We start from the raw sequence: 23,363 nt of genomic DNA, 5'->3' as shown, positions 1-23,363 counted from the left end.
CTAGTCCGACTGGTCGCCGCCCGGCATCTGCGGGTCCTCGACCTGCGCACCGAGGCCAACCTCGACGTGCTCGGCGTCGACGACCAGATCAGCACCGGACAACACGACGACGTGTGGGCCAGCTGCCAGCGGCTCGCCGACGCCGTGCATCGCTGGTGGCCCACCACCGATGCACTGGATGCGGTGATCTACCGCCCGCGAACGACGCCGGAGACCTCGGTCAACTACGCGTTCTTCGCACTCGAGCCGTTCACCGCCGAGTCGTGGCCGCTGGCCGCGAGGACCGATGTGCTCACCGAGCTGATCTTGCGGCACGGCTTCACCGTCGGCTGGGAGCTACCGTGAATCATTGCGCCCCCTGGCGATGGGTTTTCACTCCTGCACCATGACCTGACCATGCGCCTTTGTGCCCGCCTTCGCTGTTACTCATGTGGCGGATGCGCCGTCGGCGGCGTAGGTCCGGGTGATCACCGGTTGGTTGTGGGCGGCGGCTTTCACCGCGTCGCTGACGGCCGGGACGCGGTCGGCCAGCACCAGAGCGATCACGCAGCCGCCGAATCCTCCGCCGGTCATCCGGGCACCCAGCGCCCCCGCCTCGACCGCGGCGCCCGCGATCAGGTCGATCTGCGGTGTCGTGATGGCGAAGTCGTCGCGCATCGACTCATGCGAGGCGGTGAAGATCCGGCCGGCCGCTACGTAGTCCGAATCACCCAGTGCGGCAACGAAATCAAAGACCCGCTGGTTCTCGGTCAGCACGTGGCGGGCGCGGCGGGCGTCGACGGGATCGGCGACCTTGTCGAGGGCGCAAAGGTCCGCAACCTCCCGCAGCGACACCACGCCGATATCCGCGGCGGCCCGCTGGCATGACAGTCGGCGCGCGGCATACTCACCGCCGACATGGCCGTGCCGCTCCCGTGAGTCGATCAGCAGCAACTCGACACCGGACGACGACGGGTCGAACCCGACCGGCGTCACGCTCAGCCCCCGGAAGTCGATCAGCAGCGCCGTCGCCGCCGCACCGAACAGCGACGAAATCTGATCGAGTAAACCCGTTGGCGCACCCACGTATTCGTTCTCCGCACGCTGGGCCAGCCGCGCCTGGTCCAGCCGGTCGATGTGCGGGCACAAAGCACCCAGCACCGCGCATTCCAGCGCCGCCGAGGACGACAAACCCGACCCCATCTCGACCTCGCTGGTGATCGCTATGGATCCACCGGGCACCGGATGCCCGGCAGAACGCAAGGCCCACACCACGCCGGCCACGTAGGCCGCCCAGCCCGTCACCTCACCGGGCCGGGTGGTCAACGGGATTCGCACGGAACCGTCAGCAAGATCGCTGGACACGGTCAGCGCGTCGGCGTCCGACGGCTCGAACGTCACAAACGTGCGCTGCGGCAGCGCGATCGGCAGCGACCAGCCGAGGTTGTAGTCGGTGTGCTCGCCGATCAGGTTGATCCGCCCGGGTGCCGAATAGCGGATCGTCACGCGAGGCCCCGCAACCGCGCGGCCACTGCTTCGGGCACCACGTCGGTGATGAAGGCGTCCATCGCGGACTCCGAGGCGGCCAGATACTTCAGCGCCGTCGCGCTGCGCCGGATCGACATCAGCTCGACGTGGAAGTAGCCGTCCCTCAACTGAGGAGTGCCGTCGTATTGGTGCAGTGCCGAAATATAGGGCAGCGGGCCGGAATACATCCGGTCGAAGCGGCGCAGCACATCCAGGTACATCGACGCGAAGTCGTCCAACTCGGCATCAGTGAGTTCGATGAGGTTGTGCACGAAGCGGTTCGGGTAGATGTGCACCTCGACCGGCCAGCGCGCCGCGAACGGTACGAACGCGGTGAACAGGTCGGTGCGGGCCACGATCCGACTGCCGTCGGCGATCTCGTCGGCCAGCAGGTCGGCAAACAGGTTGCCGCCCTTGTGCTTAGCGGCCTGCGCCATCATCGCCGCGGTCCGCGGGGGCAGATACGAGTAGCCGTAGATCTGGCCGTGCGGGTGCGCCAGCGTCACGCCGATCTCTTCGCCCCGGTTCTCGAAGCAGAACACTTGCTCTACACCCGGCAACGCCAGCAACGCGTCGGTCCTCTCCCGCCACGCGTCCACCACCAGCCGGGCGTGCGCCGGCGGCAGCTCGGCAAAAGATCCGGTGTGGTTGCTGGAAAAGCAGATCACCTCGCACCGGCCGACCCCCGGTTGCGGCACGAAGCCGGCCGGCGCTGCTGCACACGATCCCGCACCGGACAACGACGGGAAACGGTTTTCGAAGACGACCACGTCGTAGTCCGGTGCCGGTACCTCACTGGTTGATCCGGTCGGCCCGGGGCACAGCGGACATTGGTCGGGGGGCGGCTTATAGGTGCGGTCCTGGCGGCGCGCGGCGATGATCACCCACTGCCCGGTGGCCCGATCGAATCTCAGCTGCGACTGTCCTGGCTCGAATGGCGGCAGCGGACGACGATCGACAACCGGCGCCGGGGTACGCCCGGGGAGTGCAAAGAACAACAGCTCGCGGCCATCGGCCAGCGTCGTTCGCGTGCTCATCGGGTCCCATCTTGGTGCAGTTCTCGCCCCAACGCGCGGATCTCGGAGCGCAGCTCCTCGATGTGGCGAACGGTAGCTGCCTGCAGGACGGTCTCCTCCTCCGCCACCCGCTCGATGATCCAGGACGCCAGGGCCGCGGTGACGACGCCGACCAGGCCGATGCCGCCGATCATCAGCAGGACAGCGATGACGCGGCCGGCGTTGGTGATCGGGTAGACGTCTCCGTAGCCGACGGTGGTCACCGTGGTGATCGACCACCAGATCGCAATGCCGAACGAGTTGATTTTCGTACCGGGCAGATAGCGCTCCTCGTCGAACACCGCCAGCGACGCCGTGTAGATCAGCAGCAGCACACCGGACACGGCGTAGACGACGATGCGGCCGCGGAAGGCATTGCCGACCGCGCGCTGCATCAGCTCGATCAGAATCAGCAGGCGCACCAAGCGAAGTGGCCGCAGCATCGGCAGCGTCACGATCGCCAAGTCCAACAGGTGATGGGTGAACCAACGCCACCTGGTCGGGGTGAGGTAAAGCCGCGCCAGGTAGTCCAGGATGAACATGCCCCAGATGGACCAGTCGATCGCCCAGAGCATGCGCCTCTCCACCCCGCGCGGCTGGAGAAGCACCTCAACCGAGAACAACGCCAGGAATACGAAGGCGCCCGCGGCCAGAGGCCACTCGGCATATCGCTCGAACCGCTGCAAGTTAGCTTCGCTACGCACCCCGCCAGTGTCGTGGTTGCGTTGGGCTGCTGTCGAGGAACTCGAAAACCGCCTGGTGATCTCGTCGAGTGGGTTGCAGAATGTTCCGAAATTCCGGTTCTCGGGCCGCCACCTGGAGGAAGTGGCCGGGCGGAGTCACCCCACGACATGGACGGTGGCTGCCCGCGCGGTCCAGTATGGGGTCGTGGACCTTTATGACGTCATGCGCACGACGTTCGCTGTGCGCGAGTACACCGACGACCCCCTGCCCGACGACGTGCTGGAGCGGATTCTCGACAACGCGCGGTTTGCGCCCAGCGGCGGCAACCGTCAGGGCACGCGGGTGATCGTGATCCGCGACCGCGCGACCCGGGAGTCGCTGGCCGAGCTGTCGATGACGGGCGCGCGGCGGTATGCCGCCCAGCTGGTCAACGGCGAAAGTCCCTGGAACCCGTTGCACAAGCCGGGGCCGACGGCTGAGGAGATCGCCGCAACCGACGTGCCGGCACAATTCACCGCTCCGTTTCGCAACGCCGCTGTGCTGCTCGCGGTCTGCGTCAACTTGGAGGTTGTCGCAGCGATGGATCAACACCTGGGCCGGATCGGCGTGATCAGTGGCGGGTCGGTCTACCCACTGGTGTGGAACATCTTGCTGGCCGCGCGCAATGAGGGCTTCGGCGGCACCATCTCGACGATGGCGGTGGCCGAGGAGCCGCGGGTTCGCGAATTGCTCAGCGTCCCAGACACATACGCGCTTGCTGCTCTCCTGCCGTTGGGCAAGCCGACCAAGCAGCTCACCAAACTGCGGCGGGCCAGGGTCGCCGAGTTGGCCACCCGGGAGCGCTTCGACGGCGAGCCGTTCGAGGGCTAGTCGACGTACGGGCGGTCGGAACCGCGGCGCCGTCGAGACGGCCACTCAGACGTCGTGGATGCCGATCAGCCCGTCCTGTACGGCCCGGGCGAACAATGCCGCTTTGGACGGGGCCGGGCGTTGTATCTCGCTGTAGCGCCGTCGGATTCGCTGCAAATGGGTTCTGACCGTGCTCGGCGCTATGTGAAGCTTCCGGCTGACCGAATCCTTGTTGTCGGTGAGCAGCCACTCGATAAGGACACGCCGCTCCTGCGTGGTGAGTTCCGGGCGCCCACATTGTTGGGCGGCCCGCACGGCCGCCTCGGCAACCGGTCCGCGAGACGCGCTGCCGCGCTCAGCGGCCGTGATCGCCTCGATGAGATGCTTTGGCGCTTCTGACTTCACGATGTAGTTCGCCGCGCCGGCGTCCAGGCATTTCAGGATGATTTCGGCGGAGGAGATGCGCGAGTAGGCGACGACACGATATTTGAGTTTAGAGAGCTGTTGCAGGCCACAGTAGTCGGGCCGTTGCTCGCCACGTTCGGGGTCGAAGACGATCACTTCTGCGGCGCCGGAGTGGCGCGGGTGCTCATCGAGGAATTCGGCCACTGAACGGTAGGCCGGCACGGTGCCGGTCGGGATGGACGCTTCGGCGACCCAGCGCACGACACCGGTGTGAACAATCGGGTGGTCGTCGATCACAACCAGCGGGACCATGCGAGTCATCTGACACCCTGACGCTAGTTCCAATAGCCGGTACCCCGCGTACCGGTTATAAGTTTAGCGGGACAAGGCGTACCGTGTAAAGCGTGAATTCGACTGCGCCGTCAGAACGGGCTGTCGACGGGCGGGCTGCCCGCTGGTCGGGTCAGCGGGAGAAGCGTCGCGCGGAGTTCGTCGAGGCCGCGCTGGAGGCAATCGCCCACTGCGGCCCGCAGGCATCAACCGAGCAGGTGGCCGACCACGTCGGGGTGACACGCACGAAGCTCTACCGATATTTCGACGGCGCGGCCGACCTGCACCAGAGCATCGCCCGACGAGCCGGCGAGATGCTCACCGCCAAGCAAACTCTGGTGTGGGATGGGCCAGCCAGCCCGATGCAGGTGATTACCGGCACCGTGTCGATGCATCTGCGGTGGCGCATGGAGCACCCGAACCTGTACGAGTATCTGAGCCGCCATCCGCTCAGCGATGACGCACGCGGCGTCGCGGCCATCCACGACGTCAATCGCGCCGTCGCCAAAAATCTCGCGGAGGTGGTCGCGAGGTTCTACCGCACGCTCGGGATCGATGAGCGCCCTGCCGTACCGCTGAGCATCGGGGCGGTCGGCTTCGTCGAGGCCTCAGTGACGCATTGGCTCAACGACCCGGCGCCGCTGCCGCGCGAGGAACTCACCGCTCAAATCGCCGAATGGGTGTGGTCGTTGATGAACACCGCGCCGCTGAAGGCCGGGATTCAGATCGAGCCGCATGAACAGATAGCGCCGCGGAGCCCGTGAGTGGGACTGGCCCGCAGCTCGAAATTCCCGCTGCGGGGCCAGGTACCTCTTCGGTGGCAGATCCAGGATTCGAACCTGGGTAGGCGTTAGCCGACGGATTTACAGTCCGCTCCCATTGGCCGCTCGGGCAATCTGCCGGTGTAGTACGGGTAGCTAGCCTACAACGAAGATGTACGCGGACAACAAACGGCCAACGCCGATGGAAGGAGACGGATCCGATGGCGGATTCATCGTTCGACGTCGTGAGCAAGCTCGACCGGCAGGAGGTCGACAATGCGCTCAACCAGGCCGCAAAGGAACTCGGCACCCGATACGACTTCCGTGGCACCGACACCAAGATCGCCTGGAAGGGGGACGAGGCGATCGAGCTGACCAGCTCCACCGAGGAGCGGGTCAAGGCCGCCGTCGACGTGTTCAAGGAAAAACTGATCCGGCGCGACATCAGCCTCAAGGCGTTCGACGCCGGCGAGCCGCAGGCCTCCGGCAAGACGTTCAAGGTCACTGGCACCCTCAAAGAGGGCATCAGCAGCGAGAACGCCAAGAAGATCACCAAGCTGATCCGCGACGAGGGCCCCAAGACCGTCAAGACGCAGATCCAGGGCGAAGAGGTCCGCGTCACTAGCAAGAAGCGCGACGACCTGCAGGCCGTCATCGCGTTGCTGAAGCAGTCCGACCTGGATGTCGCGCTGCAGTTCGTGAACTACCGGTAGCAGCGTGCAGTTCGTGCAGTAACCAATACCGCATGTTTCGCATGTAGAATAGTCGGCATGAGCTCTGTCGAACAGATTGTCATCGCAACGCAGCGGGTGCGCGAGAGCGCTCAGGCTGTCGGCGCTGCCTTGTCATCGGTCGCCGTGTACGCCGAGCCCGCCATCACCCGGGCCGTGCAGGCAGAGCACAACCTCTATGCGCGAATGGAGGCGGAGTTCGGTCTGCTGACCAGCACTGAGGCCGGCAAGCGCATGGGGTCGCGGTCTCGCGCTCCCCGCAATCTCGCCGCCACCGCGCACCGCAACGACCAGCTGGTCGCCGTGCGCCGCGGTAACCACCTCGTCTATCCGGGTTTCCAGTTCGGTCCGGACGGGCAGCCCCTCGCCGTGATCGGCCGGCTGCGCGAGACCGCGGAAGCCAATGAATGGTCAGAGGCCGGTCTTGTGCAGTGGTTGTGTTCGCCGACGACGTATCTCGACGGGGACCGACCTGTCGACCACCTGACCGATGACCCGGATCGAGTCGTCACCGTGGCGGCCGACGCACTGGCCGTCTCGTGGTGAAAGGGCCACCGAGCCCGTTCCAGCCGGAGATCGAGACCTTGCCCGAAAAGCATCTGCTGTATCGCGTCTTCACCCACGTCCGCGCGGCCACCGACTTCAATCCCGGCGTCGGCGCCGCGACCCGGTTCGGTTTCTTCGGCAAGCCGGTCGCGCCGATCATGTACGCCGCCGACACCGAAGAAGCGGCCGTCGCCGAGTCCCTGTTGCACGACATCCCGGTCGAAGGAGGCAACTTGCCCTACGACCAATACGCCGCGAAAGCACTCGCCCGCCTCGAGGTCACCCGCGAACTACGGCTCGCTGTCTTGCACGGGATGGGGTTACGACGCCTCCAGGTGAGCCCACAGGATGTCACGTCAAGCCCTGCGTCCACCTACCCGGACACCGTGCATTGGGCCGAATCTGCGCACGGGATCGGAGTAGACGGCATGGTGTGGATGTCGCGGCTGTGCAACAACAGCAAGGCGTATGTGTTCTTCGGCGACGAGTGCGCTGACGCGTTCGCTCAAGACCACTCCCACGCGCGCATCTTCGCCAGCCCCGCCGACCAGATCTGGCTGATCGACCTGTGCGCACCACTGCACATCGACGTACTCCTTGCCACCTCGTAATCAGCAGCGCCCTCGCGATCTCGACCATGGCCTAATGTGGTGATCAGTCCCACATTGCCGCCCGAGAAGCGAGGTTCAGGATGAGCACGACCGATGTCGACATCATCATCATCGGAGCAGGTATCTCGGGCTTGGGCGCGGCCTACCGCATCACCGAACGCAATCCGGGCACCAGCTACGTCATCCTGGAGCGCCGCGAGCAGATCGGCGGCACCTGGGATCTGTTCCGCTACCCGGGCGTGCGGTCCGACAGCAGCATCTTCACGCTGTGCTTCCCGTGGGAGCCGTGGACCAAAGAGGAACGGGTGGCCGATGGCGGGGACATCCGCGAGTACCTCAAGGCCACCGCGCACAAGTACGGGATCGACCAACACATCCAGTTCGACACCCACGTCCGCTCGGCGGATTGGGACTCTTCGGCCGACACCTGGACTGTCACCGCCGAGCAGAACGGCACCGAAAAGACCTACCGCGGCCGCTTCGTGTTCTTCGGGTCCGGCTACTACAACTACGACGAGGGCTACACCCCGGACTTCCCCGGATTCAACGACTTCGACGGCACTGTCGTCCATCCGCAGTACTGGCCCGAGGACCTCGACTACAGCGGCAGAAAAGTCGTGGTGATCGGCAGCGGCGCGACCGCGATGTCGCTGATCCCGTCGCTGGCAGAGAAGGCCACCAAGGTCACCATGCTGCAGCGCTCGCCGACCTATCTGTTCTCGGCCTCCAAGGTCAGCGGGTCGACGAATGCACTTCGAAAAGTGTTGCCGCGCAGGTTTGCCCACTCGGTTGCCAGGCAGAGCAATGCATTGATGGAGGGCGCGATCTGGTTTCTGGCCCGCATGACGCCGGGCTTCGTGAAGTGGTGGATCCGCCGGCTCGCCGTGCGCTACCTGCCGAAGGGCTACGACGTCGACACCCATTTCAAGCCGCGCTACAACCCGTGGGACCAGCGGCTGTGCCTGATCCCCGATGCCGACCTCTACGTCGCGATCGGCGAGGGCCGCGCCGAGGTGGTGACCGATCACATCGACCACTTCGATTCCACCGGAATCGCTTTGAAATCCGGCAAGCATCTCGACGCCGACGTGATCGTCACCGCGACGGGTCTGCAACTGCAGGCCTTGGGCGGGGTTGCGGTGACGATGGACGGCGCGGAGGTCAAGCCCCAGGACCGGTTCGTCTACAAGGCGCACATGCTGGAGGACGTGCCGAATCTGTTCTGGTGCGTCGGATACACCAACGCGTCGTGGACGTTGCGCGCCGACATTACCGCGCGGGCGACGGCGAAGTTGTTGGACCACATGACCTCTCACGGCTACACGCATGCCTACCCGCATCTGGCGGATGAGCCGATGCCGGAAAAGTCCGCCTGGGACCTCCAGGCCGGTTACGTGCTGCGCGCACCGCACGCGCTGCCGAAGTCGGGGATCAAGCGGCCGTGGAACGTGCGGCAGAACTACTTTGCCGACGCGATCGACTACCGGTTCGACCGGATCGAAGAGGCCATGGTGTTCGGCCGCGCCGAGCAGAAGTCCGCGCTCACCGGTTAGGGCCTCATCTGGTCAACCGCCGGTAAAGAACGGGCAACGGCAATACGCTGAGCGACATGGCAGCTACGCGTGAACCAAAGGTCGTCGTCTTGGGCGGGGGCTCCTGGGGTACCACTGTCGCGTCCATCTGTGCGCGCCGCGGGCCGACGCTGCAATGGGTGCGCTCGGAAGAGACCGCCAAGGAGATCAACGAGAAGCACCGCAACACCAAATACCTCGGCGAGGATCACGTCCTCTCCGAAAGCCTGCGTGCCACTACCGACTTCGCCGAGGCCGCGCAGTGTGCCGACGTGGTGGTGATGGGCGTGCCGTCGCACGGATTCCGCGGGGTGCTCACCGAGTTGGCGGCCGAACTGCGACCGTGGGTGCCGGTGGTGTCGTTGGTCAAGGGTCTCGAGCAGAGCACCAACATGCGGATGTCGCAGATCGTCGACGAGGTGCTGCCGGGCCACCCGGCCGGCATCCTGGCCGGACCCAACATCGCCCGCGAGGTCGCCGAGGGCTACGCGGCCGCGGCGGTGCTGGCGATGCCCGACCAGCACCTCGCCGCACAACTCGGACAGCTGTTCCGCACCAAGCGTTTTCGTGTCTACACCATCGACGATGTGCTGGGCGTCGAGATGGCCGGAGCGCTGAAGAACGTCTACGCGATCGCGGTCGGGATGGGCTATTCGCTGGGGATCGGCGAGAACACCCGGGCCATGGTGATCGCGCGCTCGGTAAGCGAGATGTCGAAGCTCGGCGAGGCGATGGGCGGGCAGCGCGACACCTTCGCCGGCCTGGCCGGCATGGGAGATCTGATCGTCACCTGCACCAGCCAGCGCAGCCGTAACCGGCACGTCGGCGAGCAGCTGGGGTCGGGCAAGACCATCGGCGAGATCATCTCGTCGATGAACCAGGTCGCCGAGGGCGTCAAGGCCGCCAGCGTGATCATGGAGTTCGCCGACAAGTACGGGCTGAACATGCCGATCGCACGGGAAGTCGACGGTGTGATCAACCACGGGGCGACCGTCGAGGACGCGTACCGCGGATTGGCCGCCGAAACCCCCGGCCACGAGGTGCACGGCGCCGGTTTCTAGAAGCCGGGATGTCTAGCGGCCGGCCATGTCCTCGAGCCGGCGGATCCGGTCTTCGATCGGCGGGTGGGTGGAGAACAGCGAGCCGATCTTCTCGCCCGCGCGGAACGGGCTGGCGATCATCAGGTGCGCCTGCGCGGCCAGCTGCGGCTCGGGTGCCAGCGGCGCGGCCTGCACCCCGCTGGAGATCTTGCGCAGCGCCGACGCCAGCGCCAGCGGGTCACCGGTCAGCATCGCGCCGGACTCGTCGGCCTGATACTCGCGCGACCGCGACACCGCCATTTTCACCACCATCGCGGCGATCGGCCCGAGCATCGAAACCAGCAGCAAAGCAAAGGGATTGCTGCCACTTTCACGGTTGTTGCCGCCCATCATGCCGGCGAACATCGCCATGTTGGCCAGCGCGGTGATCACCGACGCCAGCGCGCCGGCCACACACGAAATCAGAATGTCGCGGTTGTAGACGTGTGACAGCTCGTGGCCCAGCACCGCGCGCAACTCACGCTCGTTGAGGATGTTGAGGATCCCCGTCGTGCAGCACACCGCGGCGTTGCGCGGGTTGCGGCCGGTGGCGAACGCGTTAGGCGCGGGGGTGTCGCTGATATACAGCCGTGGCATCGGCTGGTGGGCGGCGGTGGCCAGCTCGCGCACGATCCGGTAGATCACCGGCTGCTGCACTTCGGACACCGGCTGCGCGTGCATCGCCCGCAGCGCCAGTTTGTCGCTGTTGAAGTACGTGTAGATGTTCATGCCGACGGCGAACAGTACGGCGACGAACATCACGCCACGGCCGAACAAGCTGCCGACAAAGACGATCAGTGCCGACATGCCAACCAGCAACGCGAACGTCTTCGCCGTGTTGTGATGCGGATGCCAGGTCATCTACGTCCTCCTAGGACTAACGAGAGCCGGGTTCTGATCATGTAACGCCGCGAATCAGCCGCGGAGTTCCGCAAAGCTAGCCTTGTCGGTGGATCGTGTAGTCGACCAGCGTCGCGAGCGCATTGCGTCCTGGGCCTTCGGGCAGCGCGGCGAGTTCTGCACGGGCCTGGGCCGCGTACTGCGCGACCGTCTCCTTGGCCTTGGCCATCCCGGCTGAGGCCCGCAGTAACCCGAGCGCCTCGGCCAGCGCCGCGTCGTCGTCGATCGGCCCGGCCAGCAGCTCGCGCAGCCGGTCGGCATCGGGTCCGGTGTCGTTCAGCGCGTAGAGCACCGGCAGCGTGTGCACACCCTCGCGCAGGTCGGTGCCGGGCAGCTTGCCGGACTCGTCGGGGTCGCTGTCGATGTCGATGATGTCGTCGGAGATCTGGAACGCCGTGCCGACCAGGTCACCGAGTCGACTGAGCCGCTCGGTCTGGTCGGCGTCGGCGCCGGAGAACATCGCTCCGAATCGGCCGGCCGCTCCGATCAGGCAGGCCGTCTTCTCATGGACCACCTTGAGGTAGTGCGCGATCGGGTCGGCTTTGTCGGCCGCCCCTTGGGTTTCGCGCATCTGCCCGGTGACCAGCTTGGCGAAGGTTTCGGCGATGATCCGCACCGCGTCCGGGCCCAGCCGCGAGACCAGCCGGGACGCCGTGGCGAACAGGTAGTCACCTGCCAGGATCGCAACGTTGTTGTTCCACCGCAGGTTGGCGCTGGGTGCGCCGCGGCGCACTTGCGCCTCGTCCATCACGTCGTCGTGGTACAGCGTGGCCAGGTGCACCAGCTCGATGACCGCGCCGGCGATCGCCACGTCCCCACTGTCCGGGTCCGGGCCCAGTTGCGCGGACAGCACCGCGAACAGCGGCCGGAACCGCTTGCCGCCGGCTTCGAACAGGTGCAGCACGGCGTCTGTCATCAGGTCGTCTGAGCCGCGCAGCTCGGTTTCCATCAGTTGCTCGATGCGGGCCACGCGAGAGCGCACGCTGGCGGCAAATTCGGCGTCCCCAAAATCCACGCCCGCTACCACTGTCGCCGGAGTCCTCACCCGACCAACATACTGGTGAGCATGGACTCCCATGCCGACGTGGTGGTCGTGGGCGCCGGACCGGCCGGGTCGGCAGCCGCCGCGTGGGCCGCACGAGCCGGTCGCGACGTGCTGGTGATCGACGCGGCCAACTTTCCGCGCGACAAGGCCTGCGGCGACGGGCTGACGCCGCGCGCGGTCGCCGAACTCGAACGCCTCGGACTCGGCGAGTGGCTCGATGCCCGGATCCGGCACCGGGGATTGCGGATGAGCGGGTTCGGCGGCGAGGTCGAAGTCGAATGGCCGGGCCGGTCGTTCCCGTCGACCAGCAGCGCGGTGGCCCGCGTCGAGTTGGACGACCGGATCCGCAAAGTCGCCGAAGAGTCCGGCGCCCGCATGCGACTCGGAGTAAAAGCCGTTGACGCTCAGCATGACTCGTCGGGGCGAGTTACGTCTTTGAGGTTGTCCGACGGCAGCCAGGTCGGCTGCCGCGAGCTGATCGTCGCCGACGGCGCCCGCTCGACCCTGGGTCGGGCGCTGGGCCGACGCTGGCATCAGGAGACGGTGTACGGGATCGCGGCGCGCGGATACCTGAGCACGCCGCGCAGCGACGAACCCTGGCTCACTTCGCATTTGGAGCTGCGCTCGCCCGACGGCGCAGTGCTACCCGGTTACGGCTGGATCTTCCCGCTGGGCAACGGCGAGGTGAATATCGGCGTCGGCGCGCTATCGACGGTCAAGCGGCCGGCCGAACTGGCGCTGCGACCGCTGATGTCGTATTACACCGACCTGCGCCGCGACGAGTGGGCCTTCGAGGGCCAGCCCCGTGCGATGTCCTCGGCGCTGCTGCCGATGGGCGGCGCGGTGTCCGGTGTGGCGGGTCACAACTGGATGCTGATCGGTGACGCCGCTGCGTGCGTCAACCCGCTCAACGGCGAGGGCATCGACTACGGGCTGGAAACCGGTCGGCTGGCGGTGCAGATGCTCGGCTCCGGCGACCTGTCGAAAGCGTGGCCACACGTGCTGCAATCCCATTACGGACGTGGGTTTTCAGTGGCCCGCCGACTGGGCTTGTTGCTGACGTTCCCGCGGTTCCTGCCCGCGACCGGACCGATCGCGATGCGCTCGTCGACGCTGATGGGTATTGCGGTGCGGGTGATGGGCAACCTCGTCACCGACGAGGACGCCGACTGGGTGGCGCGGGGGTGGCGCGGCAGCGGTCGGCTTTCCCGGTTGTTGGATCGGCGTAAGCCGTTCAGCTGATTGGTTTCTCGTGCGCCTTATGCGCGGCGTGCAGCGCGACGATGCCACCGGTGAGGTTGCGCCACCGCACCGCCGACCACCCGGCGGCCGAAATCTGGTGCGCCAGATCCGACTGGTCAGGCCACGCTCGAATCGACTCCGCAAGGTAGACATAGGCTTCCGGATTGCTCGACACCGCGCGGGCGACACGCGGCAGGGCCTGCATCAGGTACTCCTTGTACGCCGTGGCGAACAAGGAGTTTGTGGGCGTGGAGAATTCGCACACCACCAGCCGCCCGCCGGGGCGCGTCACCCGGGCCATCTCACGCAACGCGTCATCGCGTTGTGCGACGTTGCGCAAGCCAAAGCTGATCGTCACCGCGTCAAACACGTTGTCGCCAAACGGCAATTGGGTCGCATCGCCGGCGACCTTGGGAACCAGGCGGTCGTGGCCGGCTCCGAGCATCCCGACCGAGAAGTCGGTCGCCACACACCACGCCCCCGAGGTGGCCAGCTCGACCGTCGACACCGCGGTGCCCGCGGCCAGATCAAGCACCTTCTCCCCCGGCTCGATGTCCAGCGCCTTGCGGGTGGCGCGCCGCCAGTACCGGTCCTGGCCCAGCGAGAGCACGGTGTTGGTGATGTCGTAGCGGCGCGCGACGCCGTCGAACATCGACGCCACCTCACGGGGGTCTTTGTCCAGCGTCGCGCGGTTCACATCGTCGAACCTACCGGTACCCGCGCTGTCAGTCCGCCTGGGCATGCCGGGTCGACGGGTCCGTTCACAGCCCCTGCGCGTGTTGCCGGCGCGCCACGCGCGCGCGGTCGACCGGCGACAGCACGGCCTCGTAGTGGCCCAGCAGCTCGTCGCAGATGGCGGGCCAGCTGCGGTCGAGGATGCTCTTGCGGGCGGCCACCGAGTAGCGTTGCCGTTCGTCCACCAGGTGCGCCACGGCCTGGGGCAGTTGAGCCTCGAATTCCCGGACCGATAGCAGCAATCCGGTGCGGTACGGCGTCACCAGGTCGCGCGGCCCGCCCGCGTCCGGAGCGATCACCGGCAACCCGGACGCCAGCGCCTCCTGGACCACCTGGCAGAACGTCTCGTGCTCGCCGGCGTGCACGAAGACGTCCATGCTGGCGTAGGCCTTGGCCAGCTCTTCGCCGTACAGCGCGCCGGTGAAAACGGCCGTGGACATTGCCGATTGGAGCTTGGCCCGGTCGACCCCGTCGCCGACGATGACGACTTGCACATCGCCGGATGCGGCCAGCGAGGTGAGCCGCTCGACATGCTTCTCCGGCGCGAGCCGGCCGACGAAGCCCACGATCGGCTTGCCGTCCGGGGACCACTGCCGGCGCAGCGCCTGGTCGCGGGCCGACGGAGCGTAGCCGATCATATCCACGCCGCGCGCCCACTTGTGTACCCGCGGAATGCCATGTGCGATAAGCGATTCCATTGTCGCGGTGGACGGAGCCAAGGTGCGGTCGGCCAGCTTGTGCAGGTGGCGGAACCACGCCCACGCCGCCCGCTCGCCTGCGCCGATGCCGTAGCTGGCAGCGAAGCCCGGTACATCGGTCTGGTACACCGCGACGGTCGGCACTCCGAGTCGCCGGGCCGCCTTCACACCGCCCCACCCCAGCAGGGCGGGCGAGGCCAAATGCACCACGTCGGGTTCGAATCCGCGCATCACCCGCAGGATTCGCGGCAGCGGCAGGCCCAGCGGCAAGGTGGTCACCTTCGGGAACATCCAGGACGGCACCCGGTGCACCCGGATACCGTCGTAGATACGATCCGCGGGTCCCTCGCCGTGCGGCGTGTCGGGAGCGATGACAAGGGCCTCATGGCCGGTGCGGCGCAGATGCTCGAGTGTTCGGATCACCGAGTTGCTCACGCCGTTGACGTGCGGGAGAAAGGATTCCGCGACAATCGCTACTCGCACACCACCACGGTGGCAGCGGCGCCTGTCGATATGGTTACCGACTGGCGTACGCAACACGAACTCTGACCCAAAGGGGAGTCTGACAATGCGGTCCTGCCTGGGGTTATTGCCGACGGCTCTGATTTTGGTGATGTTCACCACCGCCACTGCGCGCGCCGACGTCCCGCGCACCCTCGACGGCGACGGCGTCCTGGTCGGGTCGTGGATCGCCCCGGTGCAGTTGGAGATCTTCTGCGAACCCCAATGCCCGTACTGCGCGGAGATGGAAGCGACCGACGGGGACAAGCTGGCCGCCGCGGTGGCCGGCGGCCGGCTGGCGATCACCTATCGGTGGCTGACGTTCCTGAACGCCCGGCATCACAACGACGTGTCCACCCGGTTGGTCGACGCGCTGTTGCTGGCGGCCGACCCGGCGACGTCGCCGACGGCATATCAGGCCTTCGTGCAAGACCTTTACCACCACCAGAGCAAAGACGGCCCGACCAACGAGGCTGTCGCGGCGATGGCCCGCGACAGCGGGCTGCCCGACGTGGTGGCCGACCGGATCGCGGCCGGCGACGACGCGGTGGATGCCCTCGCGGTGGGCGATGCGAACAAGGCACGCCTGAAGGATGAGAACCCGGCCAACCCGGGCACCCCGACGATCTACAACCTGAACACCAGAAGCGTTGTCGACACTCAAGACCCGGGCTGGCTGGACGCGTTGGCCAGCTGACGGTCCAGTCGCTTGTCTATCCACGCCAAACCGGCCAACATCGCCGCGGCGACCAACCAACCCACGACGGCGATGGACCCCGCCGGGATGATCGCCAGCCTGGCGTTACGGTGTTGCACCCGAACCAAATTGGGATTGCGTTTGTCGTACTCCACGTAAATACGCATGCCCGTTGCCAATTCGGACGGATAAAGCACACCGAGCTCGGGCCGGTAAGTGGTCCGGTCCGGGGTGACGAACTCGATGGTCGAGCGGCGCGGGCCCGCGTCGAGCACCTCGGCCTCCGCGACACCCATATTGTGTTGAATCGCAAAGTCATCGCGCACAGCGCCGGCCACCAACAGCAGCGACTGCAACGTCAACAGTGCGGCGATGATCAGCACCGTGATGCGTGCCAGCCGCACCACGTGATGCCCACGGGTGGCCGGAAATTCGCCGCTGCGGCCGTGAATGAGGATGCGCGCCCAGGTGGCGGGCGTGGTGAGGGCGGCGGCCCGACGCGTCACAGAGCGGCCTTGATGGCGGCGTGCAGCTGCCGCAGTGACGACCGGTCCGCTTTGACCTCCAGCACCCGCATACCGGCCGCCGGCTCCTCGAGTGCGGTGCCCAGCTCGTCGAGCTCGATTTGGCGGCTGTCGATGTGATACGCCCGGCACAGCGCGCCGACGTCGACATCGTGCGGGGTGCCGAACACCCGGGCCGAGACGTCGGAGAACCGCGGGTCGCCCTGCTCGAGCAGTTCGAAGATGCCGCCGCCGTTGTCGTTGGACACCACGATGGTCAGGTCGGCGGGTACCGGCTCGGTCGGCCCGATCAGCAGACCGGAGCTGTCGTGGACGAAGGTCAGGTCGCCGATCAGCGCGACCGTTCGGCCGCCGGTCGGGTCGTGCGCCAGAGCCGCGCCGATCGCCGTCGACACCGTCCCGTCGATGCCGGCGACACCGCGGTTGGAGCGCACCTTGATGCCGCGTGGGTGCAGGCTGACCAGGGCCACATCGCGCACCGGGTTGGACGCGCCGAGCACCAGCTGGTCGCCGGGGCGCAACGCGCCGGAGACGGCGGCGGCCACGTGCAGCCCGGTGGTCAACGGGTGCGCGGCGAGTTGCTCGCGCACCGCAGCGACGGCGCGGCTGTTGAGCACGGCGCAACGGCTCAGCCAAGCCGGGTTCGGCGAGCCGGCGGTGACGGCGCGGGTGCCGGTGGCCTGTGAGTTGCCCGAGACGTCGGGCCAGCGCGGACCGGTGGTCAGCGCGTACACCGGCACCGCCGGATCCGCCAGCAGCGTCGACACCTGCCGGTGCAGCGTGGGCCGACCCAGCATGATCACCTGCTGCGGGCGCAGCCGGGGCAGCGCCAGCGGATGCAACGGGTTGGCGGCGGCCGGTGCGGTGGGCTCGGCGACGGTCGGCAGCGCGGCCAGCTCCGGCTGCTCACCGGCGCCGTGGCCGGCGATGACGACGGTGTCCAGGCTCAGGTCGATGTCCAGCGGCTGGTCGAAGGTGACCTTCGGGGTGTAGGTCCACGGCCTGCCGTCGGGCCGTCCGGGCGGGACCGGCCCCGGCTCGGGGTCGGGCACCAGCGGCTCGCGCAGCGGGATGTCGAACTGCACCGGGCCCGCGTTGGCGGTGCGAGAACCATTGGCGGCCACCAACACTCGACAGGTGGCCGAGCGCCAGGTCGCGTTGAGCGCGGCCATCCGTTCGGGAGTGTCCTCGGCGAGCCCGAGGCTGATGGCGGCGCGCACCTGGGTGCCGAAGTAGCCCAGCTGCTCCATCGTCTGGTTGGCACCGGTGCCGAGCATCTCGTAGGGCCGGTTGGCCGACAGCACGATCAGCGGCACCCGCGCGTAGTTCGCCTCGACCACGGCTGGGCCGAGGTTGGCCACCGCAGTGCCGGACGTCATCGCCACGCAGACCGGAGAGCCCGCGGCGGTGGCCAGGCCGACGGCCAGGAATCCCGCGGTCCGCTCGTCGATGCGGACGTGCAGCCGCAATCGGCCAGCCCGGTCAGCGTCCTGCAGGGCAAACGCCAGCGGGGCGTTGCGCGAGCCCGGGCACAGCACCACGTCGCGAACCCCGCCGCGGATCAGTTCGTCGACGACGACGCGGGCCTGTGCCGTCGAGGGATTCACCAGATCAGCCTACGTGGGGCGACGATGCGGACCCGCAGGGTCAGCCGTGGAGCCCGACAATCGGATCCAGCGGCTCAGCACCCCATGCTGGCGAAGAATGCCAGCGCCGCGGCGTTGACGATCTCGGGCCGTTCCAGGAAGCCGAGGTGGCCGGTGTCGGCGATCTGCTGATATCTGGCCCCGGGGATGGCGTCGGCGACCTCTTTGCCCAGGTGCGGCGGCGTCACCACGTCGTCGGCGAAACCGATGACCAGCACCGGCGTCGTGATGCCCTGGTAGGCCGGCAGCCGGTTGCCCTGCGGCGAGACCCAGCCTTGACGAATCAGGCCCGGTGTGATCTTGACCGGCCAGATGTTGAACATGCCGATCCAGTCCGAGACGACCTCGTCGTTGCTGAGGGTCTTGGGTGAAAAGCTCTCCAGCAGACGGATTTTCGCGTCGTAGGAGGTCGGGATCTGCACGCCGGAGGCGGCCAGCTCGTCCTCGGCGGTCCGGAAGAAGTCGCGCGCCTTGTCCAGCCGGCCGCGAGTGGCCATCAGCACCGCCTGGCTCACCAGCTCGGGCCGGGCCATCATCAGCTCCTGAGCGATGAAGGAACCCATCGACACGGCCACGATGCGCACCGGAACGACGCCGAGCGACTCGATCAGCGCCGCGGTGTCGGCGACCATGCTCTCGGTGGTGAAACCGTCGGCGCTCGACGTCGCACCGACCCCGCGGTTGTCGAAAGTGATGACGCGGTAGCCGGCGTCCAGGAACGGTTTGACCTGATGAAGATGCCAGGTGCGTCCGAGTCCACCGCGTCCGGCGATGAAGAGGACGGGTTCCCCCGTCCCGTTGTCGTCATAAGCCAGGTTGATCACGACGACGAACCTACGCGACAGCGCGGCGTTGGCAGCATTTGGCAGCATTTGGCAACCCGCCGCGTGGAGTTGGCAGCGGGTGCGCGGACCTTCGTCTCGATGGACGAACCCGACGCGGTCATCGACGCGATCGCCGGCTAGGCCCGCTCCGGCTCCGCTGCCAGGTAACACCAGTCTCACCAGCACCACGAGGTGGTGGGTATCCGTTTTGCCCACCTTCGAGCGAATTCCACGCTCGCCCGAGTCAATTCGCTCGAAGGTGGGCACAATGGGTACCCCTCCCCGGCCTGGGGCTGCTGTGGCAGAAGCGACGTGCGCAACGCGCTCACCGCGGCGATTATCCGCGGACTGCCTTCGACCGCACCGCGCCCAGCGCGCGATCCCACAGCAACTGCGCGCCGGCGCTGAGTGTTGCCGGGATGGCGACGTCGCGCGCCAGCAACGCGGTGGCAGTCGCCTTGGTTCTCGCGGACGCCTTGGACATGTGGCCGGAGTCGAACGGTGGCTGCGGATCGTATTCGATGCCCAGCTGGATGGCCTTCGCGCGTTCTTCGCCACCGATCTGGCCGGCCAGCCACAACGCCAGGTCGATGCCGGCCGACACCCCGGCGCTGCTGACGATGTTCCCCTCGTGCACCACCCGTTCGTCACCAACAGCGTTGACGCCCAACGTTTTCAGCAGGGCGAGCACGCTCCAGTGCGAGGTGGCGCGTTTGCCGTCCAGCAAACCGGTGGCGGCCAGGATGAGCGAACCCGAGCACACCGACGTCGTCCAGGTCGCGGTCCGGTGCGCGGTGCGCACCCAGTCCAGCAGTTTCTCGTCGCGGGCGTGTTCGACGGAGGTCAGTCCGCCCGGCACCAAAATCACGTCCGGCGAGGGAGTTTCGTCGAAGGAGTGGGTGGCGCCGATAACCAGGCTGGCGCTCCGGCGCGTAACCGTCCTTGCCCTGCGCGGCCAGCACCTGCGACGCCGTGGCGAACACCTCGAACGGTCCGACCAGATCGAGCGATTGCAGGCCGGGAAACCCGACAATCAGGACTTTGCGCGTCATAGCAGTCAGTGTGGGCGATCAGACCCCGTGTCGTCCACGCCATGCACCCCACAAATCAGGACAGCGTAGGAGGCCGAGGTCTGCACGCCGAAGGCGGCCCAGCCCGACGCCGAGCGACTCGATCAGCGCCGCGTCGCACCGCCACCCCGGTCCAGCGGTCCGGAGAGCCGGGACCACTGCGGATAGCGGCGAACGATCGCGGCATCCAGGGTGAGGTGACTGCTGTGGCCGTGTTCGAGCATGACCAGCAGGGCCAGGAAAACCATCGCGTAGATGATGCCCGGACCGATGTCGGTGGCGCCCGGACCGTACGGCGCGCCGAAACCATCTGCGGTGCACCAGATCATCAGGGCATACAGCGCGCCGCCGACGAAAACGGCGCGGCGGGCGAAGCCGAGAAGCAACGTGATCGCCAGCACCGTCTCGGTGACCGCACCGATGTAGACGAATACTGCCGGCGCCGAACGCTCCAGCGCGACAACGAAATCGAACCACCACTTGATCCAGTGCGGCTCGGCGTCGGCGGTACTGATCATGTTCGGCAGAAAGGTGGCGCGGAAACCGGGTTGCCACTTCAGCCAGGCGTCAACCGACCAGATGATGCCGAATACGATCCGCAGCCCGGCAGCGTCCCAACTCCGCCAATCTCTTGATCCGCTCACCCGGCGCACGCTACGGCACCCAGGACAGCAGCGGGTAGCAGGCCCTGACCCGGTCGATCCAGCACTGCCGTCGCCGCGCCGGCGCGGCCAGCGCCTGCAGCCGCGCCGGGTCGGGAGTGACCGGGCCGACCGGCAGATAGCCGTCGACCATAACGACCGGTTCGGCGACGTCCTCGACGAACAACCGGCCGGTGCCCAGACCGCAGGCATGCCGAAGTTCGGGCAAAGCCGCTGCGGCGCCCAGGCCGACGCCGATCCCCACCGCCGAATCCAGCGCGCTGGAAACCACCACCGGGATGTCGATCTGCGCGGCGATCGCCAGTAACGCCGAAATACCACCCAGCGGGGCAACTTTCAGCACCGCGACATCGGCGGCGCCGGCGCGGACCACGGCCAGCGGGTCACTTGCTTTGCGGATGCTCTCGTCGGCCGCGATCGGCACGTCGACCTGACGGCGCACCAGCGCGAGCTCGGCGACGGTGGCGCAGGGCTGCTCGATGTACTCCAGCGGCCCGAGCGCCTTGGCGGCCTCGACCGCCTGCGCAGGAGTCCAGGCGCCATTGGCGTCAACGCGCACGGCGGGGATCAGCGCTCGGACGGCGTCGACCCGGGCGACGTCGTCAGCCAGCGTCTGCCCGGGTTCGGCCACCTTCACCTTCGCGGTGCCCGCGCCGGGGAAGCGGGCGAGGATTTCCGGCACCTGCGCGGCGGGGACGGCCGGGACGGTGGCATTGATGGCGATGCGGTCTCGCCGCGGCGACGGCGCCGGCCGGTAGGACGAGTCGAGCGCGGCGGCCAGCCAGTGCGCGGCCTCGGGGTGGTCGTATTCGCCAAAGGCGCCGAATTCACCCCAGCCGGCGGGGCCGTCGATCAAGGCCAGCTCGCGGGTGACAAGGCCGCGGAAGCGCACCCGCATCGGCAGCGCCACCACATGCAGGCGGTCGAGAACATCGTCCAGGGCCGGCATCACCGCGCACAGACCTTTCCCGGTTGCTCACGATCGGATCGCCCGACGACGATGTCCGCGGCGGTCATGCATGGAAATACTAGTGATAGCAGGGCGTCGCTGACACAAATTGGAACACGTTCTAGTGTGGCCCTATGAGTGACGAGCTGCTGCGCAACCCGACCCACAACGGCCACCTGCTGGTTGGCGCACTCAAGCGCCACAAGAACCGGCCGGTGCTGTTCCTCGGCGACACCACACTCACCGGTGGTCAGCTGGCCGAGCGGATCAGCCAATACATCCAGGCGTTCGACGCGCTGAACGCCGGCACCGGTGTCACCGTCGGCCTGCTCGCGCTCAATCGCCCCGAGGTGCTGATGATCCTCGGCGCCAGCCAAACTCAGGGCTACCGCCGCACCGCGCTGCATCCGCTGGGCTCGCTGGACGACCACGCCTACGTGCTCTCCGACGCCGGCGCGACCGCGCTGATCATCGACCCCAACCCGATGTTCGTCAAGCGCGCACTCGGTCTGCTGGACAAGGTCGACTCGCTCAAGCAGATCCTGACCATCGGCCCGGTCCCCGAACAACTCAAAGATGTTGCGGTCGACCTGAACGCCGAGGCCGCGAACTACCCGCCGCAGCCGATCACCGTCGCCGATCTGCCGCCCAATCACATCGGCGGCCTGACCTACACCGGTGGGACGACGGGCAAGCCCAAGGGTGTCATCGGCACCACCGGGAACATCGCCACGATGACGCAGATCCAGCTCGCCGAGTGGGAGTGGCCGGAGCACCCGCGGTTTTTGATGTGCACGCCGCTCTCCCACGCCGGTGCCGCGTTCTTCACCCCGACCGTGGTCAAGGGCGGCGAGATGGTGGTGCTGGGCCGGTTCGACCCGGCCGAGGTGCTGAAAGTCATTGAGAAACAACGCATTACCGCGACCATGCTGGTTCCGTCGATGCTGTACGCGCTGCTGGACCACCCGGACTCGAAAACCCGGGACCTGTCGTCGCTGGAGACCGTCTACTACGGCGCCTCGGCGATCAACCCGGTCCGCCTGGCCGAGGCCATCAAGCGGTTCGGCCCGATCTTCGCGCAGTACTACGGGCAATCCGAGGCGCCGATGGCGATCACCTACCTGGCCAAGGCCGACCACGACGAGAAGCGGCTGACGTCCTGCGGGCGCCCCACGCTGTTCGCGCGGGTGGCGTTGTTGGGTGCTGACGGCACGCCGGTGCCGCAGGGTGAGCCCGGCGAAATCTGTGTCAGCGGACCACTTTTGGCCGGCGGCTACTGGCATCTGCCGGAAGCCACCTCGTCCACTTTTAAAGGCGGCTGGCTACACACCGGCGACATGGCCCGCGAAGACGAGGACGGCTTCTACTTCATCGTCGACCGGGTCAAGGACATGATCGTGACCGGCGGCTTCAACGTCTTCCCGCGCGAGGTGGAGGACGTGATCGCCGAACACCCGTCGGTGGCCCAGGTCTGCGTGGTCGGCGCGCCCGACGACAAGTGGGGCGAGGCCGTCACTGCGGTGGTGGTGCTGCGCTCCGACGCGGCCCGCGACGACGCCGCGATCGAGGCGATGATCGCGGAGGTGCAGGCCGCGGTCAAGGACCGCAAGGGTTCGGTGCAGTCGCCCAAGCGAGTGGTGATCGTCGACGCGCTGCCGCTGACTGGGCTGGGCAAGCCGGACAAGAAGGCCGTGCGGGCGCAGTTCTGGGAGGGCGCCGGCCGGGCCGTCGGCTAAGTGCGT

General features: G+C 67.2%; 23 protein-coding genes, 1 tRNA gene and 2 pseudogenes. 11 read left to right on the top strand and 15 right to left on the bottom strand.

The window, feature by feature from the left end; translation table 11 throughout:
• A pseudogene (locus ABDV69_RS06960) lies at positions 1 to 345 on the top strand (RES domain-containing protein); the annotation flags it as partial.
• A gap of 81 nt (positions 346 to 426) precedes the next feature.
• On the opposite strand, the gene ABDV69_RS06955 reads toward ABDV69_RS06960, so the two are convergent.
• From ABDV69_RS06955 to ABDV69_RS06945, 3 genes are read right to left on the bottom strand one after another with little or no spacing between them, the layout of a single operon-like run.
• Entirely contained in the window at positions 427 to 1,485 is a 1,059-nt protein-coding gene (locus tag ABDV69_RS06955) for a galactokinase (RefSeq protein ID WP_343572795.1), read from the bottom strand.
• Entirely contained in the window at positions 1,482 to 2,543 is a 1,062-nt protein-coding gene (gene galT, locus ABDV69_RS06950; RefSeq protein WP_343572794.1) for a galactose-1-phosphate uridylyltransferase, read from the bottom strand. The genes ABDV69_RS06955 and galT overlap by 4 nt, the downstream gene beginning before the upstream one ends.
• Positions 2,540 to 3,265, bottom strand: a complete 726-nt coding sequence (locus ABDV69_RS06945; RefSeq protein WP_343572793.1) for a potassium channel family protein — start codon at positions 3,263 to 3,265, stop codon at positions 2,540 to 2,542. Before ABDV69_RS06945 ends, galT begins: the two co-directional genes overlap by 4 nt.
• A 184-nt stretch (positions 3,266 to 3,449) precedes the next feature.
• On the opposite strand from ABDV69_RS06945, the gene ABDV69_RS06940 reads away from it, so the two are divergent.
• Positions 3,450 to 4,115, top strand: coding sequence for a nitroreductase family protein (locus tag ABDV69_RS06940; RefSeq protein WP_343572815.1), 666 nt, complete (start codon positions 3,450 to 3,452; stop codon positions 4,113 to 4,115).
• 45 nt (positions 4,116 to 4,160) lie between these two features.
• Here ABDV69_RS06940 and ABDV69_RS06935 read toward each other — a convergent pair whose 3' ends face one another.
• The gene (locus tag ABDV69_RS06935) at positions 4,161 to 4,796 is read right to left on the bottom strand and encodes a DNA-binding response regulator (RefSeq protein WP_343572792.1); all 636 of its coding nucleotides are present in this window, start codon (positions 4,794 to 4,796) and stop codon (positions 4,161 to 4,163) included.
• Positions 4,797 to 4,903: 107 nt separating this feature from the next.
• On the opposite strand from ABDV69_RS06935, the gene ABDV69_RS06930 reads away from it, so the two are divergent.
• Positions 4,904 to 5,593 (top strand): TetR/AcrR family transcriptional regulator, encoded by a 690-nt coding sequence (locus ABDV69_RS06930; RefSeq protein WP_343572791.1) that lies wholly within the window; start codon positions 4,904 to 4,906, stop codon positions 5,591 to 5,593.
• A 54-nt stretch (positions 5,594 to 5,647) separates the two neighbouring features.
• Here ABDV69_RS06930 and ABDV69_RS06925 read toward each other — a convergent pair.
• Positions 5,648 to 5,730 (bottom strand) — tRNA-Tyr (locus ABDV69_RS06925).
• 81 nt (positions 5,731 to 5,811) lie between these two features.
• On the opposite strand from ABDV69_RS06925, the gene ABDV69_RS06920 reads away from it, so the two are divergent.
• The 5 genes from ABDV69_RS06920 to ABDV69_RS06900 all read left to right on the top strand — a co-directional run bounded on the left by ABDV69_RS06920 (position 5,812) and on the right by ABDV69_RS06900 (position 10,110).
• Positions 5,812 to 6,303, top strand: coding sequence for a YajQ family cyclic di-GMP-binding protein (locus tag ABDV69_RS06920; protein WP_343572790.1), 492 nt, complete (start codon positions 5,812 to 5,814; stop codon positions 6,301 to 6,303).
• A 57-nt stretch (positions 6,304 to 6,360) separates the two neighbouring features.
• On the top strand, positions 6,361 to 6,867 hold the full coding sequence (locus ABDV69_RS06915) for a hypothetical protein (RefSeq protein WP_343572789.1): 507 nt from the start codon (positions 6,361 to 6,363) through the stop codon (positions 6,865 to 6,867).
• Positions 6,864 to 7,478 carry an RES family NAD+ phosphorylase gene (locus ABDV69_RS06910; RefSeq protein WP_343572788.1) on the top strand — a complete coding sequence of 205 codons (615 nt, stop codon included), beginning with the start codon at positions 6,864 to 6,866 and terminating at the stop codon, positions 7,476 to 7,478. The genes ABDV69_RS06915 and ABDV69_RS06910 overlap by 4 nt, the downstream gene beginning before the upstream one ends.
• A gap of 80 nt (positions 7,479 to 7,558) precedes the next feature.
• Positions 7,559 to 9,031, top strand: a complete 1,473-nt coding sequence (locus ABDV69_RS06905; RefSeq protein ID WP_343572786.1) for an NAD(P)/FAD-dependent oxidoreductase — start codon at positions 7,559 to 7,561, stop codon at positions 9,029 to 9,031.
• 56 nt (positions 9,032 to 9,087) lie between these two features.
• A complete protein-coding gene (locus tag ABDV69_RS06900) occupies positions 9,088 to 10,110 on the top strand; it encodes an NAD(P)H-dependent glycerol-3-phosphate dehydrogenase (protein ID WP_343572784.1) in 1,023 nt (340 codons plus the stop codon).
• 12 nt (positions 10,111 to 10,122) lie between these two features.
• Here ABDV69_RS06900 and htpX read toward each other — a convergent pair whose 3' ends face one another.
• Positions 10,123 to 10,989 carry a zinc metalloprotease HtpX gene (gene htpX, locus ABDV69_RS06895; RefSeq protein WP_343572783.1) on the bottom strand — a complete coding sequence of 289 codons (867 nt, stop codon included), beginning with the start codon at positions 10,987 to 10,989 and terminating at the stop codon, positions 10,123 to 10,125.
• Positions 10,990 to 11,065: 76 nt separating this feature from the next.
• Positions 11,066 to 12,073: a nonaprenyl/(2E,6E)-farnesyl/geranylgeranyl diphosphat synthase gene (gene grcC1 / locus ABDV69_RS06890; protein ID WP_343572782.1), complete on the bottom strand. Its 1,008-nt coding sequence runs from the start codon at positions 12,071 to 12,073 to the stop codon at positions 11,066 to 11,068.
• Between the two features lie 15 nt (positions 12,074 to 12,088).
• Between grcC1 and menJ the strand changes: the two genes are divergently transcribed.
• On the top strand, positions 12,089 to 13,315 hold the full coding sequence (gene menJ / locus ABDV69_RS06885; protein ID WP_343572781.1) for a menaquinone reductase: 1,227 nt from the start codon (positions 12,089 to 12,091) through the stop codon (positions 13,313 to 13,315).
• Here menJ and ABDV69_RS06880 read toward each other — a convergent pair.
• Both ABDV69_RS06880 and ABDV69_RS06875 read right to left on the bottom strand, forming a co-directional pair.
• Positions 13,308 to 14,012 (bottom strand): demethylmenaquinone methyltransferase, encoded by a 705-nt coding sequence (locus ABDV69_RS06880; RefSeq protein WP_343572780.1) that lies wholly within the window; start codon positions 14,010 to 14,012, stop codon positions 13,308 to 13,310. The two genes, menJ and ABDV69_RS06880, sit on opposite strands and share 8 nt — an antisense overlap.
• A 64-nt stretch (positions 14,013 to 14,076) precedes the next feature.
• Positions 14,077 to 15,231, bottom strand: a complete 1,155-nt coding sequence (locus ABDV69_RS06875) for a glycosyltransferase family 1 protein (protein WP_343572779.1) — start codon at positions 15,229 to 15,231, stop codon at positions 14,077 to 14,079.
• An 85-nt stretch (positions 15,232 to 15,316) separates the two neighbouring features.
• Here ABDV69_RS06875 and ABDV69_RS06870 point away from each other — a divergent pair, with 85 nt between their 5' ends.
• Positions 15,317 to 15,946: a thioredoxin domain-containing protein gene (locus ABDV69_RS06870; protein WP_343572778.1), complete on the top strand. Its 630-nt coding sequence runs from the start codon at positions 15,317 to 15,319 to the stop codon at positions 15,944 to 15,946.
• Here ABDV69_RS06870 and ABDV69_RS06865 read toward each other — a convergent pair.
• From ABDV69_RS06865 to ABDV69_RS06840, 6 genes and pseudogenes are all read right to left on the bottom strand, one after another.
• Complete coding sequence (locus tag ABDV69_RS06865) at positions 15,910 to 16,404, bottom strand: DUF3592 domain-containing protein (protein WP_343572813.1); 495 nt, start codon at positions 16,402 to 16,404, stop codon at positions 15,910 to 15,912. The genes ABDV69_RS06870 and ABDV69_RS06865 overlap by 37 nt on opposite strands.
• 44 nt (positions 16,405 to 16,448) lie before the next feature.
• Positions 16,449 to 18,077, bottom strand: coding sequence for a 2-succinyl-5-enolpyruvyl-6-hydroxy-3-cyclohexene-1-carboxylic-acid synthase (gene menD / locus ABDV69_RS06860; RefSeq protein ID WP_343572777.1), 1,629 nt, complete (start codon positions 18,075 to 18,077; stop codon positions 16,449 to 16,451).
• A 74-nt stretch (positions 18,078 to 18,151) separates the two neighbouring features.
• Positions 18,152 to 18,940, bottom strand: coding sequence for an alpha/beta hydrolase (locus tag ABDV69_RS06855; protein ID WP_343572812.1), 789 nt, complete (start codon positions 18,938 to 18,940; stop codon positions 18,152 to 18,154).
• Between the two features lie 337 nt (positions 18,941 to 19,277).
• A pseudogene (locus ABDV69_RS06850) lies at positions 19,278 to 19,992 on the bottom strand (DJ-1/PfpI family protein).
• Positions 19,993 to 20,114: 122 nt separating this feature from the next.
• Complete coding sequence (locus ABDV69_RS06845; protein ID WP_343572776.1) at positions 20,115 to 20,654, bottom strand: hypothetical protein; 540 nt, start codon at positions 20,652 to 20,654, stop codon at positions 20,115 to 20,117.
• Positions 20,655 to 20,664: 10 nt separating this feature from the next.
• Positions 20,665 to 21,633, bottom strand: coding sequence for an o-succinylbenzoate synthase (locus ABDV69_RS06840; protein WP_343572810.1), 969 nt, complete (start codon positions 21,631 to 21,633; stop codon positions 20,665 to 20,667).
• A gap of 122 nt (positions 21,634 to 21,755) precedes the next feature.
• On the opposite strand from ABDV69_RS06840, the gene fadD8 reads away from it, so the two are divergent.
• Positions 21,756 to 23,357 carry a fatty-acid--CoA ligase FadD8 gene (gene fadD8, locus ABDV69_RS06835; protein WP_343572775.1) on the top strand — a complete coding sequence of 534 codons (1,602 nt, stop codon included), beginning with the start codon at positions 21,756 to 21,758 and terminating at the stop codon, positions 23,355 to 23,357.
• The last annotated feature ends 6 nt before the right edge of the window (positions 23,358 to 23,363 follow it).

The sequence above is a fragment of the Mycobacterium sp. genome (genome assembly GCF_039583785.1).
In the GTDB taxonomy this organism is placed as follows: domain Bacteria; phylum Actinomycetota; class Actinomycetes; order Mycobacteriales; family Mycobacteriaceae; genus Mycobacterium.
This window is presented reverse-complemented; position numbering and strand designations above follow the sequence as displayed.